The sequence below is a fragment of the Streptosporangium sp. NPDC004631 genome, from assembly GCF_053601935.1.
The window spans coordinates 18,671-33,531 of record NZ_JBSGCR010000026.1; the positions used below are offsets into that span (position 1 = coordinate 18,671).

Consider the following 14,861-nt stretch of genomic DNA (forward strand, 5'->3'; position numbering starts at 1 on the left):
CGATGGCCCTGCACCGCCTCGTCGACGATACCGACCGGCTCCGCGCCGCCTGGGAGGCCGAGGTCCTGCACTGCACCGGGCTGGGCGGCTTCGACGACGTCTTCGGCCTGGCGCTGGCCGAGGACCTCATCGTCAACCGCGGCCTGCGCATCCCCTATCTCCGGCTGCTGCGCGACGGTGCGTACCTGCCGTCCGCGCGCTTCACCCACCGCACCGGCACCGCCGCCGGCCAGGCCGACGGCGTCGCAGACCCGCACGCCATTCTGCGTGAAGTCGCCGGGGGCGCGACCGTCGTGCTGCGCGGACTGGTCCGCTACGCGCCCACCATCGCCGACTTCTGCGCGGAGCTGTCGGCCGAGCTCGGCGTGCCGCTGTCGGCCGGCGCCTACCTGACTCCAGCCGGCTCACGCGGCGCGGGACCGCACTACGACCCCATGTCCGTCCTGGTCCGCCAGGTCCACGGGACCAAGCACTGGCGCCTGCAGGCCCCGCCGGAGCGCCGCCCGCGCACCCTGCCCGCGCCCGGCGAGCGCTACGACACCCCCGTCATCGCCGAGCCGACCCTGCGCCCCGGCGATTCCCTCTACATTCCGCGCGGCGTCGTACATGACGCCTGGACCGGCGACGAGCCGTCGGTGCACATCACCTTCAGCGGCGACACCCCGCCCACCTGGGCGGACGTCATGCACCAGCTCGTGGAGCGGGCAGCCGCCGAAGACGAGCGGCTCCGGGAGACCTTCCCGTGGCGCTTCGGCGACGACCCCGACGCGCTGACCGGCCAGGCCAAGGACCGGATCGCTCTCCTGATCGCCTTCCTCGGCACCGCCGACCCCGGCCGGTTGGCCTCCGAGGTCATCGCCAGGCACGCGGCCCTGCCCGAACCCGCGCCGCGCGGGCGGCTCGCCGCCGCCCTCGCCCGGCCCGTATGAACGCCTACCCCCGCGTCGTCGCCGCCGCGGCCCTGTCCAACCTGGGCGACGGCATCCGGGTGGTGGCCCTGCCCCTGCTGGCCGCCACCCTCACCCGTGACCCGGTACTGGTCGCGGGCCTGACCGCGTGCTCCTTCATGCCCTGGGTGCTGTTCGGTCTGCCTCTCGGGGCACTGATCGACCGCAGCCGTCCGGAGGCGGTCATGGTGGTCGCCAACGTCGGCCGCGCCGCCCTGCTGTTCCTGCTCACCGCCGCGCTGCTGGCCGATGTCCGCTCGATGCTCCTCATATACGGCGTGGCCTTCCTGCTCGGCGTGGGCGAGGCGGCCTACGACAACGCCGCCCAGTCTCTCGTGCCCAAGGTCGTGGGCGACGCCGGCCTGGAGAGGGCCAACAGCGCACTGGTCACCGCCGAGCGCGTCGGCCAGGACCTGATCGGCCCGGCGGCGGGTGGCGTGCTTTTCGCCGTGGCCCTCGCCCTGCCCTTCGGGTTGAACACCGCGGCCCTCGTCGTGGCGGTCGCGCTGCTGATCGGGATTCGCACCGCGGCCCCACCGCCGGCTGACTCCGGGCGGGGCGCCAGAGCCGTACTGACCGACATGGCCGACGGCATGCGCTGGCTGCTGCGCCCTCATCTGGTCAGGACCCTCGTCCTGGCCGGGGCCGCGCTGACCTTCCTCACGATGACCTGGGAGGCCACGCTGGTCCTGCTGGCCACGGGCCCCATGGGAGTCGGAGAGGCCGGCTACGGTGTGGTGCTCGCCGCGGGGGCCGTCGGGGGCGTCGCCGGAGCGGTGATCACGCCGCTGCTGGTCCGCCGTTTCGACCGCCGGACACTGCAGGTGGCGGCCCTGGCGGTGTGCGCGCTGATCGACCTGACGCTGGCGGTCGTGCCCACTCCCGTCACGGCCGCGGTCGCCTGGGGCGGCACCGGGGGCGCCTTCGCCGTGTGGAACGTGCTGTCGGTCACCTTGCGTCAGCGCCTGGTCCCGCCCGGGCTTCTCGGGCGCGTCAACAGCGCCGCCCGCACGCTGTCGATCTCAGCCGTCCCCCTGGGCGCGCTGACCGGCGGCGCGATCGCCTCCTGGGACCTTCGGGCGCCGGCATGGGTGAGCGGCATCGGGCTCGCCCTGCTGACGGCCGGATTCACGCTGGTCACCCGGGCTCGCCGCAACGCCGTTCCGGAGCCACGATGACCGGACAGGAGCCGATCCAGGACCCATGGAGCGTCTCGAATCCCAGCTGCCGGCCGTAATCTCCCCGGCGCCGGCGCAGACGGCTGGCGGCCAGGTACTCACCATCGCAAGGCGGAGAGGTCGACGGGCCGAGGCCGGAGCGTCCGCGTCCGTGTCGTGAGCCCGCTCAACCGCCGGGACATCTCCTGGACCGGAAGCCGCCTACGGTCACCATGACCTGGAAGGAGCCACTCGAAGCGGAGGCGGCCGGCCGTGCGGGCCAGGGAGGCGGCCAACTCCTCTATGGAGTACCAGGTGACGCTCTCGGCCACTTCGAGATCCGCTGTGGTGCGCGACCAGTAGAAGCTGTCGCCGCTGAAGCAGTACCGCTCGTCGGCGACGTAGAGCACGCTTCCCCGGGTGTGCCCGGGCAGCGGGTACGCCATGACGTTCTCGGCGATCTCGGCCGGGCCGATGCCCCGGATCACCCGATCGGCGTCCGGTGCGGCGTCGAGGTCGCCCTCGTGGATCCACAGGCGGGCGCCGAAGCGGTCGGCGTAGCGGCGGCCGTGCGCGGCGTGGTCGCGGTGCGTGAGCAGCACGTCGGTGACGGGCCCCAGCGTCTCGTACCGCGACGCCAATCCACGGTCCCACCGCGGAGTGTCGATCATCATCATGGTCCCGGACGGGCGTCGCAGCAGGTAGGAGTTGGCTCCCGCGGTGTGCCGGGAGTTGTGCCCGCACAGATGAACGGAGTCGTCGAGAGCGAGGGGGAAGGGATCCGCCTCCGGGTCCAGAGCCCGGGAGGAGTGACGGATCGACCGTGTGGGGCAGGCGAAGGCGGCCGCGTGCATCCGCCCGGTCTCCGCCTCGCCGTACGGCTGACGGAGCATCACCGAACGGCCGTCGGCCTCACCGATCAACCCCGGGGCGAGCTGCCGGGCGACGTCGCAGTTCGTACAACGGCCGTCCACGTACCACCCCTGTTCGCCGCCGGGCTGCTTCGTCGCCGCGGCGGTCTCCTGCATCCGCGCGGGGGCGGCCGGGTTGTCCATGGTGCCCTCTTTTCCGTCTTTTCCATGAGCCGCCGGGATCCGGCCGCCTGTCCTGCCAGGAATATCGCGCAGTACGCGAAAAGGGAAGAGGGCCCGCTTCTTGCGCTTTCCAGGAAGTTCACATCTCATAACCGCTTCTGGTGAAGACAGAAAGGGGAACGCGGCATTAGGCCCTTTCTTACGGATCATGCCTGATCCGCGAGCCGGGAATGATCCGGCGGAAAGGTGTCATGCCGTCGGGAGCATCGCGCGGCGTCCAGGAGCGGCGGGGGATTGGCTGGTCATTCCTCCGTCCACCACCAGAAGCTGTCCGGTCAGATAGCGGGATTCGTCGGAGGCGAGAAAGACCATGGTGTAGCCGATGTCCTCGGGAACGCCAAGGTAGGGAAGCGCGTTGTATCCCTTCAGCGCCTCGATCACCTCGGCGGGAAGGTTGTCCAGAAGCGCCGGGGTCATGATCGCTCCTGGGGCCACCGCGTTGCAGCGGACGCCCTGCGGGCCGTACTGGACGGCGATGGACTTGGTGATGTTGATGACCGCCGCCTTTACCGCTCCGTAGGAGATCTGGAGTACGTCGCCGACCAGACCGGCCACCGAGGCGGTGTTGACGATCGAGCCACCGCCCGCCCGGATCATGTGCGGGACGGCGTGCCGGGAGCCCGTCAGGGTGGAGCGGATGTTGAGGTCGACGGCCCGGCCGAACTCCTCCATGTCGAGGCGGAGCAGGTCCAGGTCCTTGCGCGGATCCGTCCCGCCCACGTGGTTGCAGAGCACGTCCAGTCGTCCGAACTCACGCACGGCCGCCTCCACCATGTCGCCCACGGACGTGTCGTCCGTGACGTCCACCGTGCACGGCACCGCCAGGCCGCCCGCCTCGACGATGGCGCCGGCGGCACTCTCGGCCGACGCGGCATCGTGATCCGCCACGAGGACACGGGCGCCCTCGCGGCTCATCAGCTCCGCCGCGGCCAGGCCGATCCCACTGCCCGCGCCGGTGATGATCGCGGCCTTGTCCTTCAGGCGGTTCATGGATTGCTCCTTTGCTCGTCCCAGGGCTGCCCGCGAGCTTTGTCAATACGATGACAAGCGTAAGTCGTCCATGATGACTTACCGCCCTGACCTCGCCGAGGAGCGCGTCCACCATGACCTCACGCCCGCGCGCATTCCGGGCCCCGGCGGTCGGCGGCGGTGACCCGAGCCGGCGACCGGCGTACGGCCCCGTGCCGTGGCGGCAAGACGGATCAGCCGTGGCCGCCGACGCTCGGGAGAATACGTTGCGGTCGTTAAGGTCCTACGCGGCGCAGAACTCGTTGCCCTCCGGGTCCCGCATGATCCACCACTGTCCGGCGGGCCCCTTGTTCACTTCGCGGACGCGGGTCGCGCCCAGGTCCTCCAGTCGTGTTACCAGCTTGTCGAGGCCACCGGGCTCACCGTGGACGTCAATGTGCAGGCGGTTCTTGCCGGCCCTGCCCTCAGGGACGTCCTGGAAGAGCAGACGCCGCCCGCGGCCGATGCCGCTGGTCTCGTCGAACGGATCCTCGGGGTGGCGGATAGCGGCGTAGCCGCGGAAGGTCTTGCGGCCGCGGTGTTCGGCGACCGCCTCCTCATCGATGTGGCCGGCGGCCAGCAACTGCTCGATGAGCGCGCCGGGGTCTTCCACCTCGTAGCCCAGCGCCGCGGCCCAGAAGTCCGCGAGTGCGGGTGCGTTCGTGCTGTCGACGACAAGTTTCCAGCTCAATGCCATGTAACTAGTTATATTGGTTACATGGACTCCGTCGCAACCCGAGGGCTCACGCTGTACTCCCACACCGGCGTCGCCTACCGGTTCGACCCCGGCGCCCTGTGTCTGGAACTGCTCACCACCGGCGGCCCTGGCCCCTACCGCCGGTACGAGGTACTGCACCAGCCCGCCGACCTGGCCGCCTGGGCCGGGCGTTCGCGGCTGACGCCGACACCGGAACTGCAGATCTCCGACGCCGAGGTGGCCGACGCGCGCCGACTGCGTAACGCGCTGTTCCGGACGGCTGTCGCCCGCACCCGCGGCGAGCCGCCCGCACGCGCCGATCTGGAGGTCATCAATCGAGCAGCCGTCCAGCCACCCCTGGCACCCGTCATCGGATCGGATGGAGACCGGCAGTGGCCGGGGACCGCCGACGGCACGCAACTGCTCGCCACCGTCGCGCGTGACGCCGTCGAACTTCTCACCGGTCCCTTCGCGCACCGTATCCGGATGTGCGCGGCCGAGGACTGTCATCTGATCTACGTCGACGCCTCGCGGCCCGGCCGTCGCCGCTGGTGTTCCATGGAGCACTGCGGCAACCGGCACAAAGTACGCGCGCTCCGCACCCGCCGTTCCAAGGAAGACTGATCACGATGCCCGCCGGACCCGCCAGGGATGTCGACCGGCGGATCGGCGTCTCCCGCCCTCTCTCCGTACGACGGGGGAGGATGTCAAGTGCTGGGTCTGCCGGCAGGTGGGGCAGGGGTTCGGCCTGTTCAGGCGTCCGTCGTGCTCTGGGCGGCTCTGGCGGTCGCGGCGGCGTGCTCGTCGGCGGTCATGCCGAGGTTGGGGTAATGCTGGTTGAGGTCGTGCTGGTCATCGGCCCACTGCCGGTAGGCCCGCCGGACGGTGGGCTCGTCGGAGTCGACAATGCGGGCGATATCGGCCCAGGTGACCCCGGCCAGCAGCGCGTGGTGGACATTGGCGGGATGGCGCACGGTGCGCGCGATGCACTCCGCCAGCGCCAGCAGCTCGATGTGCTCGGCCACGGTGAGCGGAGGCCGATCCTCGGCTCCGTGCCGGACCGGGTCATAGACCCCTCGGGCCACCAGCTCAACCCGGGCGCGAGCCGACGTGTCCTGGGCGGCCAACTTGTCGTAGCGCTCCAGCTGCTGACTGACGGGCATGTCGTAGTGAGCGTCGAGCCAGGTCGTGAGGTGCTCAGGCGTGGTCATGACGGCTTCTCCAGAGCGGTCGGGATGGTGACTTCAGGGGCCCGGTAGTAATACGAAATACCCCTTGGGTTCGTTGGGCTCATTGTGGCCCGCCTAGCAGATCGTGACCACATGTCTCTGATGAGAGGGGCCCTTAGATGGGACCAGCCCGGTCGAGGCCCCTTTACGGGGACGGCCCAGCCCTCGGCGCACGACCCGCACCCGCTCCAGCGCCCGGTGAAGGGGGCGTCAGACAGTACCTGGACCTCCCCGGCGAGCGCACAACGTCACGTGGTGCGGCGGCGCACGATCCAGATGGTGGCGGTGAAGAGTACGGTGGCGAGGCCGAGGGCCCAGATCGACTCGATGGCCTGGAAGGCCTGGAAACTGCTGCCGGGGTGGTATTCGGTGTAGTGGCGCAGGCCGTGTTCGGCCATGTACTGCTCGACCAGGTTGCCGGAGCCCGGGGCGGGCCTGTTCCCGTCGTAGATCTGGCGGATGATCGCTGATTTCCTCCCGTCGGTGAGCCGCTGCCCGGAGCCGTCGATCCAGCCGTTGTCGATGGCCCAGTCGGTGGAGGGCCGCCACCCGGCGCCGGGCCGCGTCGTCGGGTCGGTGATCCGCACGAGGGGCGTCCGGTACCGGGGCCGTAGGTACTCCTCCATGGTGAGCCGTACGGCGATGAAGACGGCGAGAGTGGCCGCCATGGCGGCGATGGTGCGCCGCAGCAGCGCGCCGGCGAGCACGCCCACGGCGAACGCGAGCAGGGTGAGGGAGGCCAGGCTCGGCGCGGCGACGATGAAGGCGGCCGTCCGCAGGCGGCCGCCGAGCTCGTCGAGAGGAGCACGCCACCAGGTGAACAGGGTGGCGAACGCGCAGGCGAGAACGGCGACACCGGCGCCGACCAGGGCGAGCTTGGCGGCCAGCCAGCGGGTGCGGGTCACGCTCTGGGTGAAGGCCAGCCTCCACGTGCCGTGCTCGAACTCGCGGGCGAGCAGCGGCGCGCCGATGAAGACGCCGGCGAGCGCGGGAAGGAATGTGACCCAGACGAGCCGGTTGCCCCATTCGGTGTGGCGGCCGAGGAACTGGTCGACGAGCTGGGCGCAGTCGCGTTGGCCGGCGGGGTCGGCGACGCAGGCTCCGACCCCGCCGGACCGGTACTCCTGGTGCATGGCGACGCCGGTGACGATCAGCGGTACGGCCACCACGGCCAGCAGCAGGGCGGCGGCGAGCAGTTCTCCTCGGTGTTCCGGACATGGGCGACCACACTCCCGCTCGACATGCGATTTCAAACGCACAGATGTGTTTCAATTCACAAAACAACGACCAAAGCTACGGTTACCGACTCTATCTAAACAGGCCAGGACAGTACGCTTGGGCAAGCTCTGTCTACTATGGACCAAAGTCAGGAACATGTAGCCCCTGGAAGAACTTTAACGACGACTTCGCAGGGCTACTTCAGCAATTCAGTTCTCCTCGCCTAGGCTGGTCCGATGTTTGGCTATACTGGAACTAGTAATATCTGACCCCCGTAGCCTCCAAAATGCGGCTACGGGGGTTCCATATTATATTTTGGAGCCAACTATCAGCTCACTTCGTCTTACTAGCCTGGTTTTAGCTGCGCTCGTGGCTCTATCAGCATGCACGCAAACCGGTCCTAACACTCAAACGGCCAACTCTAAGAAGACACCCGAAACCGCCGTGTCGAAGCCTGAGCCCGTACTTAAAGGTATCCGAGAAAACATCGGAAAGCGGCCAACCAGCCTTGCCGAGGTCAGGACTCTTGGATCCGCCACCGCTGACGGCAATCGCTGGTCGCTAGTTGCCTTCCGTGACGGCAACGGAGTCTTCTGCATCGCTGTCGATTCATCGCATCGGCAAGGGACGCCTGCTTGCGACATTGAATTGCCTAAAGCTCACCCCATCAATATGGCAATGGAGGTCACGGACGGCAAGAAAATTCTTCTCTACGGTGGAGTTAGAGACGAAGTACGCGAGCTCTATCTTTCCGACGCGTCTGGCTCTCACCGACAACGCACGTACACATACTCGACCCAACCAAATAGATGGTTTTTTATCCTCATTAACCATCTTCCGATCAAGAATATATCTGCAGTACTGTCCGACGGACGTTCCTATTCAGTGCAGCCTGAAATAGTGAAGGCCGCTAATGCGGCGGCAAAAGGGCAAGCTCCACCTACGTCCAGCAATCCCCCCACCCCTATTGGCCCTAAATCTCAGTGATCCACTCCTTACGGCGCGTTGCTAATCGTGTACTAACCTCGATGTTTCGTGATGTTGGTGGGGCCGTATAACAACCCCACCAACTGCTGTTTTTCAGCAGTGGGTCAGGCCGGCGGCCCGACTCTCGCGTCGAGTGGGCGGGGTTCCACGGGCACGGGTGGTGTCCCTTCCGGCTTGTTGAGGCGGTTGTCGCCGGTCAGGGGGCTGGCAGGGTCTGCAAGCGGGTGATCGCGGAGGCGATCAGGCCGGCCCATTGCCACTGGCTGCTGAGCCGGAGCCGAAGTCTCCTGCCGCCTCGGGCCAGGCGTCCGGCAGCGGAGAACAGGCGTAGCCGCAGACGTTTGGGTTCCCAGCGGCGGGCCGGACCGTCAAGGGCGAGTATCTGGGCCCAGGCCGTCACCTCGGAGGCCGGCGCGACGAGTTCGAGCCACAACTGGTTCTGAGCGAACCCATGCAAGGGGAGATTGCGCAGGCCGGTGTCCTTGGCGGCGCGAATGCGGTCTTCGCAGCGGGCTCGCCGCCGGTGCCGCAGTTCAAGGTCGCCGAGCTGGCCGCGGCCACCGCCGGGCCGGGTGCCGGTAACGAAACAGGTGATGGGAATCTGGCCTACGGCCAGTCGTCCTTCAGGTTGTGTTCCCCGACCGGCGGCGCTTCTCCTTGGTCACCCGGTTCTGTACGGTCTCCCGCGACACACCGAAATCCTTAGCCGCTTGCCCGATCGTCGACCGCTCGTCCAAGACGGCCTTGACGACCTCCTTCTTGAACTCCTCTGAATAGTTCTTCCCCGCCACGAACCCTTCCTTCCGAACCAGTCAGCGCCCTACTTGGCACCGTGTCCGGAAGATCAGGGGCACCTCAAGGGCCCTCCAGCTGGTCCAGGCCGCGATCGTCTATTTGAACACCCGCATGGTGCAACTCGTCTTGGCCGAACCGAAGTGGAGCAAGAAGCTCACCGACGCCGACCTGCGCGGCCTGTCAGCCCTGTTCTGGACCCGTCTGAACCTGTACGGCAAGTTCGAGCTCGACATGAGCAAACGACTCGACCTCGGTCCGGACCTCGCAGCTCCGGACCTCGCATCAGATCCGCAGACCGAGATCGGCCAGGCATAGCCCGGTGAGCACGTCGAGCGGTGGTGACCTCGCTCGGTGCAGGGTCACCACCGTTCCTGGATGTCAGCAGCAGGCGCCGGCCTTCTGCCATCGGCCGGCTCGGCTGCGCTGCCGTCGGCGGTGGCGGCCGCTGGGCTGCAGCAGGCCGAATCGGCCTGCTTGGCCAGCGTGTTGGCGTCGGCCTTGACCACGTACACCTCCCACGGCTCGGCGCCGGGCCCGTTCACCCACACCTTGTCCTGGACGGCGTAGCAGCAGGTGGTGTCCTCCTCCACCGTGGTCGCCAGGCCGCGCCCGGCCAGGTGGGTGGTGGCGGCGGTGACCTCGTCGGTGGAGGCGACCTCGACGCCGAGGTGGTCCAGGCGAGTGTCGGTGCCCGGCTCGCCTTCGATGAGGACGAGCTTGAGTGGCCAGCCCAGCTTCGACGACATGCTCGCCCTGCTCCGCCGCATGATCATCGCCTCACGATTTTCCGCTACCCGGTCCGCGCAGCCCGACCTCGCGAAAATCGAGGATGAGGCTCTGGCTTGGGCTTACGCAACGGGATAGCGGCCAAACCCGAGCAGGAATCAACCTAATCTTCAATAGACTCGCGGACGGGCTGCGCCCGGCTCGGGCGCATCAGCCACACGGCAGCGGCGAGCGTGAGCACCCAGCCGATCACTTCGATGAGCAGGTGATCCGTTGCGTTGGGGACGGATTGCAGCAGGTACACCCGGACGCTGTTGATCGCTCCGTGCGTCAAAACCGCGGGCCAGACACCCCCCGACTGCCAGCGAAGTGCGAGCAACAGCGGCGCCCATGGCAGCATGCCCGCGAAGTAGATAACGATGTCCCAGGGTGGTCGATCACCGATGACGGCGAGGACCGGCAGGTGCCAGACGATCCAGACCAGACCGCTGACAAGGGCCAGCGGCCAGAATCCCCATGACGCGGCCCGCGTCGCCAGCCAGCCGCGCCAGCCGAACTCTTCGCCGATGGCGAAGACTGACTGCATGAGGAAGACCGGAACGATCCATATGGTCGCCGCGAAGATCTGGTCAAGCGGGTTGAGCTGCCAGATCCCCAATGCCAGTGCGATGGCGGTTTGGATCGCGGCGATCGCGGCGATGAGGCCGATGCCGATGCCGGCCCACTTGGGTGTGCCGCGCCACCTGGTGGCGAACGTCTCTCGGAACGTTCCGGGTCGTCGGGCAAGCCACATGATGATCGCTGCGAGCAGCGGGGTCAGTTGCAGGATCGGAGTGATCAGGTTGTAGAAGTCCGTCGGGACCAGCCGGAAGACCATCGGAACGGCCAGCGCGAAACACAGCAGGACGGCGATCGCGAAGAACCACGTGGCATCGATAACAGTTGATCTGGCAGAACTGGAGCGCGTGGGGGGCGCAGTCATGATGACCTCGTTTCGTGCGGGCGCGGGGATCTAGCTCGATGAGTGATCTTGGTGTAGCGCGGATCGGCCATCTTGAACTCGGGGAGAACCTTGACGACCGGGTCGTCCACGGAAAATCGGTCCGTCAGCAGCATGATCGCCGTCGCCGTCATCGACTTGCTCAAGGACGCGATACGGAACGGCGTCCGGGGCGTCACCGCGTTGTCGTCCTCATCCCGGACGCGGACGATCGTCTCGACGGACGACCCGTCGATCACGGCAGCTGCGACGCCCGGCGTGCCGTAGACGGAGCGGTAGTCGTCGATCAGCTCCTGGTCACCGGCATAGGCCGGGGCTGTCCAGCCGACGAGCATGACGACGCTGAGAGGTATGAGACGTAGGAAACGCACAATCTCGAAGCTAGGCCGGGCGGAATCGGTCCGGCCTCACCCGAAGGGGTGAACCTGGTACCGCCCGTTAGGATGGAATTCGTGGCGAGCGACGAGCCCGTTCTCGTAGGCGTAGATCACCACGTGCACGCGGTCACGCAGGTCCAGCTTCTGCAGGACGGCCCGGACGTGCGACTTCACCGTGTTCTCGCTCAGCACCAGTTCCGCGCAGATCTCGCTGTTGGACCTGCCGCGGGCGAGCAGGCCGAAGATCTCGACCTCGCGCGGGGTGAGGCCGTCCAGGGCCGCCGTCCGCCGCGTCGGCGCCTGCCGTACGAAATCAAGGACAGTCGCGGCGACCCCCGGGGCCGGCGCCGACGCGCCGGAGGCGACGTCGCACACGGCCTGGGCCGGGGCGGCAGGCCGAACTCCTTGGTCAGGTAGCCGCTCGCGCCGGCCGATCCTCACGAGCTGGCCTCAGCGCAACCGGGCGACACGGTCCGCCTGGTGCCCGGATCCTTGGCCGAGGCGACGATCGCCGTGGTGCCCGTCGGCGACCAGGCCGGATATCCCCGCCCGGCAAGATAAGCAAGGTGATCAGCTCCTGGCTGGAACCTCGCCGTCGTCGGCCAGCACCCGGTAGACGCCGGCCACCGAGGGATGCCGGCCCTTGCTCTTGCCCGCGGGGATGACCAGCTTGCGGGCGATATCGGGCACCGCCACGCCCCGGGCGCGCAGCGACCGGGCATAGGCGATCATGCCGTCGTCGAACACCTTGGGGCGGCCGCCGTGGCGGTCGCGCTCGCGTGCCGAGGCCTGGCCTTCGAGGGACTTCTCCCGGATGTACTCCCGTTCGGACTCGGCCATCCCCGCGAAGAAGGCGAACAACGCCGCCCGTGCCCTGAGGGGTTGTAGATGCCCTGCAGCGGGCCGCTCAGCAGTTCCAGTTCGATGTCGTGGCGGTGTAGTTCCTCGGCGATGGCGAGCAGTTCGGCGGCACCCCGGCCCAGGCGCTTCATCTCACGCACCGTGAAAATCACGCGCTGATGCGGGACGGCCTGCTTGATCGTGCGGGCGTGGTCCATCGCGCGGGCGGACTCCGGCCGCAGCTTGATGCGCGTGCTGATCTTCTCGGCAAAGATCGGTTCGCAGCCCGCCGCCTTCAGGGCGTCGAGTTGACTGTCCAGCTCCTGCTGCGCTGTGCTGCACCGGGCATAGCCACCCGGGTCGGCCTCCTCGCGGCCGGCGGCGCCACAGCGTCCAGGGCCGGTTCCACCTGCCAGACGCGGCCGGGCCCGTGCTTGGCGGGAGTGCGCACCTCCAACTCGGTACGCAACTGCGGCACCAGCATGAAGCGCGGCGTGTGGTACTTGGACGCGACCTTGCCGCCCCGTGTCCGGCAGGCGCTGCCCGCAGGCGCCTCACACATCGGGCAATCGAACTGTTCGACAGCGGCGGCCGGGGCCGCGAGCTCGGTCATGTCGCAAAACCTATCGCGGGTGCTGTTAGAAGGCGGTTTTGCGAGAGGTTATGAGAACGGAGATCGAGGACAAACCGGACGCGCGCCGGATGGTCGTGAGCTCTCGCGGAACTGGTCATTTCTGCGAATCACACACCGTCACCTTGGCTACGAAGAGCTACCTCGCCCCCGGTGACGCCGACCCGAATACCGGGCCCAGACTGCCGGCCCGCCCGGAGGCGACCCTGTGCGTCGCACCCTGAATAAGGTTAGCCTTGCCTTGCAATAATGCATACCGAGGAGAGGGTCCACTATGCGGGTCGTCATGTTCGGCTACCAGACCTGGGGCCATCGCACGCTGCGGGCTCTGCTGGACTCCGACCACGAGGTGGTCCTGGTGGTGACCCACCCCAGGAGCGACCACGTCTACGAGAGGATCTGGGACGACTCGGTCGCGGAACTCGCCGAGAAACACGACGTCCCGGTGCTGCTGCGCTACCGGCCCGACGACGACGAACTGTTGCGCGCGCTCCGCGACGCGGCACCGGACATCATCGTCGCCAACAACTGGCGGACCTGGCTACCGCCGGAGATCTTCGACGCGCCGCCGCACGGCACGCTCAATGTCCACGACTCGCTGCTTCCCGCTTACGCGGGGTTCTCCCCGCTGATCTGGGCCCTGATCAACGGGGAGAGGGAGGTCGGGGTCACCGCGCACCGCATGAACACCGAGCTGGACATGGGCGACATCGTGCTGCAACGGGCCGTGCCGGTGAGACCGGACGACACCGCCACCGACCTGTTCCACCGGACGATCGACCTGATCGAGCCGATCGTGCACGACGCGCTCGACCTGATCGCCTCCGGCCGGGCACAGTGGGTCCCACAGGATCGCAGCAGGGCGAGTTTCTTCCACAAGCGGTCCGTCGAGGACAGCCGTATCGACTGGAACTGGCCGGCGGAGGATCTGGAGCGGCTGGTGCGCGCGCAGTCGGACCCGTATCCCAACGCGTTCACCCATCACTGCGGGGAGCGGATCCGGATCGTGTCGGCGGCGGTGTCGCGGGCCCGTTACGGCGGCACCCCGGGGCGTGTCTTCATCCGTGAGGGGGACGGGGTCGTCATCGTCGCCGGCGCGGATGCCCGGAGCGGGCGGAGGCCCGGGCTGGTCGTCAGGAGGCTGCGCACCGATGACGGCACCGAGCACGCCGCCTCCGACTACTTCCAGACCATGGGCGGCTATCTCACCCCGCAGCCGTGAACATGGCGCCCGCGCTCGGCGGAGGGTTCCCGTCGCGGGGGCGCCCGCTCCCGGCATGACCGCCGGCCGTCGCCCGAGGTGACGGCCGGCGGAGGGCTCAAGCCGTCTCGGCGACCGCCCTGACGCCGGGGGCGTCGTGGTGGCGGCCCATCGGGATGATCAGCGGTGTGCCGCTCACCGGGTCCGTCATGACCTGGCAGCGCAGATCGAAGATCTCCTCCACGGCCTGGGCGGTGATGACATCGGCCGGGGCGCCCTCGGCGACGATGTGGCCGGCCTTCATGGCGACGACGTGATCGGCGTACCGGCAGGCCTGGTTGAGGTCGTGAAGGACCATCACGATCGTACGGCTCTCGCGCCGATTGAGGTCGGTGATCAAGTCCAGGACGTCGACCTGGTGGGCCAGGTCCAGGTAGGTCGTCGGCTCGTCCAGGAGCAGCACCGGGGTGCCCTGGGCGACGGCCATGGCGATCCAGGCGCGCTGGCGCTGGCCGCCGGAGAGCTCGTCGACCGCGCGGTTGGCGAGGTCGGTCATGCCGGTGGCGGCCAGGGCGCGGTGGACGGCCTGCTCGTCGGCCTTCGACCACTGCCGCCACCATGTCTGGTGCGGTGACCGGCCGCGGTTGACCAGGTCGATGACGGTCAACCCCTCCGGGGCGACCGGTGTCTGCGGCAGGATGCCCAGGCGCTGGGCCAGTTCCCTGGTCGGGATGGACTGCAGGGCGCGGCCGTCGAGCCGGACGGTGCCCTGACGAGGCGCGAGCAGCCGGGCCAGGGCCCGCAGCAATGTGGACTTGCCGCAGGCGTTGGCGCCGATGATGGCGGTGATGCGGCCCGGCGGGATGACCAGGTCGAGATCCTCCGCGACCAGCCGGTTGTCGTATGCCAGGTGCAGGCCGTTCGCCCGCAGGTCCGGGTCGGTGGTCGACATGC

General features: G+C 68.2%; 18 protein-coding genes and 2 pseudogenes. 5 read left to right on the plus strand and 15 right to left on the minus strand.

Annotated elements, in window-relative coordinates; translation table 11 throughout:
• Window positions 1-2: 2 nt before the first annotated feature.
• A complete protein-coding gene (locus tag ACWEF2_RS23470; RefSeq protein ID WP_453818448.1) occupies window positions 3-929 on the plus strand; it encodes a JmjC domain-containing protein in 927 nt (308 codons plus the stop codon).
• Entirely contained in the window at window positions 926-2,125 is a 1,200-nt protein-coding gene (locus ACWEF2_RS23475) for an MFS transporter (RefSeq protein WP_453818450.1), read from the plus strand. The genes ACWEF2_RS23470 and ACWEF2_RS23475 overlap by 4 nt, the downstream gene beginning before the upstream one ends.
• Window positions 2,126-2,223: 98 nt before the next feature.
• On the opposite strand, the gene ACWEF2_RS23480 is transcribed toward ACWEF2_RS23475, so the two are convergent.
• The 3 genes from ACWEF2_RS23480 to ACWEF2_RS23490 form a co-directional block, all read right to left on the minus strand.
• On the minus strand, window positions 2,224-3,159 hold the full coding sequence (locus ACWEF2_RS23480) for a 4Fe-4S domain-containing protein (protein WP_453818452.1): 936 nt from the start codon (window positions 3,157-3,159) through the stop codon (window positions 2,224-2,226).
• A gap of 228 nt (window positions 3,160-3,387) precedes the next feature.
• The gene (locus tag ACWEF2_RS23485; RefSeq protein ID WP_453818454.1) at window positions 3,388-4,188 is read right to left on the minus strand and encodes an SDR family NAD(P)-dependent oxidoreductase; all 801 of its coding nucleotides are present in this window, start codon (window positions 4,186-4,188) and stop codon (window positions 3,388-3,390) included.
• 262 nt (window positions 4,189-4,450) lie between these two features.
• On the minus strand, window positions 4,451-4,903 hold the full coding sequence (locus ACWEF2_RS23490; RefSeq protein WP_453818456.1) for a VOC family protein: 453 nt from the start codon (window positions 4,901-4,903) through the stop codon (window positions 4,451-4,453).
• Between the two features lie 21 nt (window positions 4,904-4,924).
• Here ACWEF2_RS23490 and ACWEF2_RS23495 point away from each other — a divergent pair, with 21 nt between their 5' ends.
• Window positions 4,925-5,527: a CGNR zinc finger domain-containing protein gene (locus ACWEF2_RS23495; protein ID WP_453818458.1), complete on the plus strand. Its 603-nt coding sequence runs from the start codon at window positions 4,925-4,927 to the stop codon at window positions 5,525-5,527.
• A 128-nt stretch (window positions 5,528-5,655) separates the two neighbouring features.
• Here ACWEF2_RS23495 and ACWEF2_RS23500 read toward each other — a convergent pair whose 3' ends face one another.
• The 4 genes and pseudogenes from ACWEF2_RS23500 to ACWEF2_RS23515 form a co-directional block, all read right to left on the minus strand.
• Window positions 5,656-6,114 carry a hypothetical protein gene (locus ACWEF2_RS23500; protein WP_453818460.1) on the minus strand — a complete coding sequence of 153 codons (459 nt, stop codon included), beginning with the start codon at window positions 6,112-6,114 and terminating at the stop codon, window positions 5,656-5,658.
• Between the two features lie 266 nt (window positions 6,115-6,380).
• Entirely contained in the window at window positions 6,381-7,391 is a 1,011-nt protein-coding gene (locus tag ACWEF2_RS23505; RefSeq protein ID WP_453818462.1) for an ABC transporter permease, read from the minus strand.
• A 1,142-nt stretch (window positions 7,392-8,533) separates the two neighbouring features.
• Window positions 8,534-8,932: pseudogene (locus ACWEF2_RS23510) on the minus strand (transposase); the annotation flags it as partial.
• Between the two features lie 28 nt (window positions 8,933-8,960).
• Window positions 8,961-9,128 (minus strand): sporulation transcriptional regulator SpoIIID, encoded by a 168-nt coding sequence (locus tag ACWEF2_RS23515; RefSeq protein WP_453818464.1) that lies wholly within the window; start codon window positions 9,126-9,128, stop codon window positions 8,961-8,963.
• A 52-nt stretch (window positions 9,129-9,180) separates the two neighbouring features.
• Here ACWEF2_RS23515 and ACWEF2_RS23520 point away from each other — a divergent pair, with 52 nt between their 5' ends.
• Window positions 9,181-9,447 carry a Tn3 family transposase gene (locus tag ACWEF2_RS23520; protein ID WP_453818566.1) on the plus strand — a complete coding sequence of 89 codons (267 nt, stop codon included), beginning with the start codon at window positions 9,181-9,183 and terminating at the stop codon, window positions 9,445-9,447.
• 44 nt (window positions 9,448-9,491) lie between these two features.
• On the opposite strand, the gene ACWEF2_RS23525 is transcribed toward ACWEF2_RS23520, so the two are convergent.
• The 7 genes and pseudogenes from ACWEF2_RS23525 to ACWEF2_RS23555 all read right to left on the minus strand — a co-directional run bounded on the left by ACWEF2_RS23525 (window position 9,492) and on the right by ACWEF2_RS23555 (window position 12,688).
• Window positions 9,492-9,878 carry an ArsI/CadI family heavy metal resistance metalloenzyme gene (locus tag ACWEF2_RS23525; RefSeq protein WP_453818466.1) on the minus strand — a complete coding sequence of 129 codons (387 nt, stop codon included), beginning with the start codon at window positions 9,876-9,878 and terminating at the stop codon, window positions 9,492-9,494.
• 143 nt (window positions 9,879-10,021) lie between these two features.
• Window positions 10,022-10,840: a CPBP family intramembrane glutamic endopeptidase gene (locus ACWEF2_RS23530; protein WP_453818468.1), complete on the minus strand. Its 819-nt coding sequence runs from the start codon at window positions 10,838-10,840 to the stop codon at window positions 10,022-10,024.
• A complete protein-coding gene (locus tag ACWEF2_RS23535) occupies window positions 10,837-11,229 on the minus strand; it encodes a serine hydrolase domain-containing protein (protein ID WP_453818470.1) in 393 nt (130 codons plus the stop codon). Before ACWEF2_RS23535 ends, ACWEF2_RS23530 begins: the two co-directional genes overlap by 4 nt.
• 36 nt (window positions 11,230-11,265) lie before the next feature.
• Complete coding sequence (locus ACWEF2_RS23540) at window positions 11,266-11,676, minus strand: response regulator transcription factor (RefSeq protein ID WP_453818472.1); 411 nt, start codon at window positions 11,674-11,676, stop codon at window positions 11,266-11,268.
• Between the two features lie 129 nt (window positions 11,677-11,805).
• Window positions 11,806-12,096, minus strand: a complete 291-nt coding sequence (locus ACWEF2_RS23545; RefSeq protein WP_453818474.1) for a hypothetical protein — start codon at window positions 12,094-12,096, stop codon at window positions 11,806-11,808.
• Window positions 12,097-12,197: 101 nt separating this feature from the next.
• Window positions 12,198-12,395: pseudogene (locus ACWEF2_RS23550) on the minus strand (recombinase family protein); the annotation flags it as partial.
• Entirely contained in the window at window positions 12,371-12,688 is a 318-nt protein-coding gene (locus ACWEF2_RS23555) for a zinc finger domain-containing protein (RefSeq protein WP_453818476.1), read from the minus strand. The gene ACWEF2_RS23555 and the pseudogene ACWEF2_RS23550, both read right to left, overlap by 25 nt.
• 292 nt (window positions 12,689-12,980) lie before the next feature.
• Here ACWEF2_RS23555 and ACWEF2_RS23560 point away from each other — a divergent pair, with 292 nt between their 5' ends.
• On the plus strand, window positions 12,981-13,928 hold the full coding sequence (locus tag ACWEF2_RS23560; protein WP_453818478.1) for a methionyl-tRNA formyltransferase: 948 nt from the start codon (window positions 12,981-12,983) through the stop codon (window positions 13,926-13,928).
• A gap of 97 nt (window positions 13,929-14,025) precedes the next feature.
• Here the strand turns inward: ACWEF2_RS23560 and ACWEF2_RS23565 are convergent, their stop codons facing one another.
• The gene (locus ACWEF2_RS23565) at window positions 14,026-14,859 is read right to left on the minus strand and encodes an ABC transporter ATP-binding protein (protein ID WP_453818480.1); all 834 of its coding nucleotides are present in this window, start codon (window positions 14,857-14,859) and stop codon (window positions 14,026-14,028) included.
• Window positions 14,860-14,861 lie beyond the last annotated feature (2 nt).

Bases quoted from the DNA above. Each gene is read 5' to 3' on its own strand.
- ACWEF2_RS23470 (WP_453818448.1), top strand. From the start codon at position 3: ATGGCCCTGCACCGCCTCGTCGACGATACCGACCGGCTCCGCGCCGCC.
- ACWEF2_RS23475 (WP_453818450.1), top strand. From the start codon at position 926: ATGAACGCCTACCCCCGCGTCGTCGCCGCCGCGGCCCTGTCCAACCTG.
- ACWEF2_RS23480 (WP_453818452.1), bottom strand. From the start codon at position 3,159: ATGGACAACCCGGCCGCCCCCGCGCGGATGCAGGAGACCGCCGCGGCG.
- ACWEF2_RS23485 (WP_453818454.1), bottom strand. From the start codon at position 4,188: ATGAACCGCCTGAAGGACAAGGCCGCGATCATCACCGGCGCGGGCAGT.
- ACWEF2_RS23490 (WP_453818456.1), bottom strand. From the start codon at position 4,903: ATGGCATTGAGCTGGAAACTTGTCGTCGACAGCACGAACGCACCCGCA.
- ACWEF2_RS23495 (WP_453818458.1), top strand. From the start codon at position 4,925: ATGGACTCCGTCGCAACCCGAGGGCTCACGCTGTACTCCCACACCGGC.
- ACWEF2_RS23500 (WP_453818460.1), bottom strand. From the start codon at position 6,114: ATGACCACGCCTGAGCACCTCACGACCTGGCTCGACGCTCACTACGAC.
- ACWEF2_RS23525 (WP_453818466.1), bottom strand. From the start codon at position 9,878: ATGTCGTCGAAGCTGGGCTGGCCACTCAAGCTCGTCCTCATCGAAGGC.
- ACWEF2_RS23530 (WP_453818468.1), bottom strand. From the start codon at position 10,840: ATGACTGCGCCCCCCACGCGCTCCAGTTCTGCCAGATCAACTGTTATC.
- ACWEF2_RS23555 (WP_453818476.1), bottom strand. From the start codon at position 12,688: ATGACCGAGCTCGCGGCCCCGGCCGCCGCTGTCGAACAGTTCGATTGC.
- ACWEF2_RS23560 (WP_453818478.1), top strand. From the start codon at position 12,981: ATGCGGGTCGTCATGTTCGGCTACCAGACCTGGGGCCATCGCACGCTG.
- ACWEF2_RS23565 (WP_453818480.1), bottom strand. From the start codon at position 14,859: ATGTCGACCACCGACCCGGACCTGCGGGCGAACGGCCTGCACCTGGCA.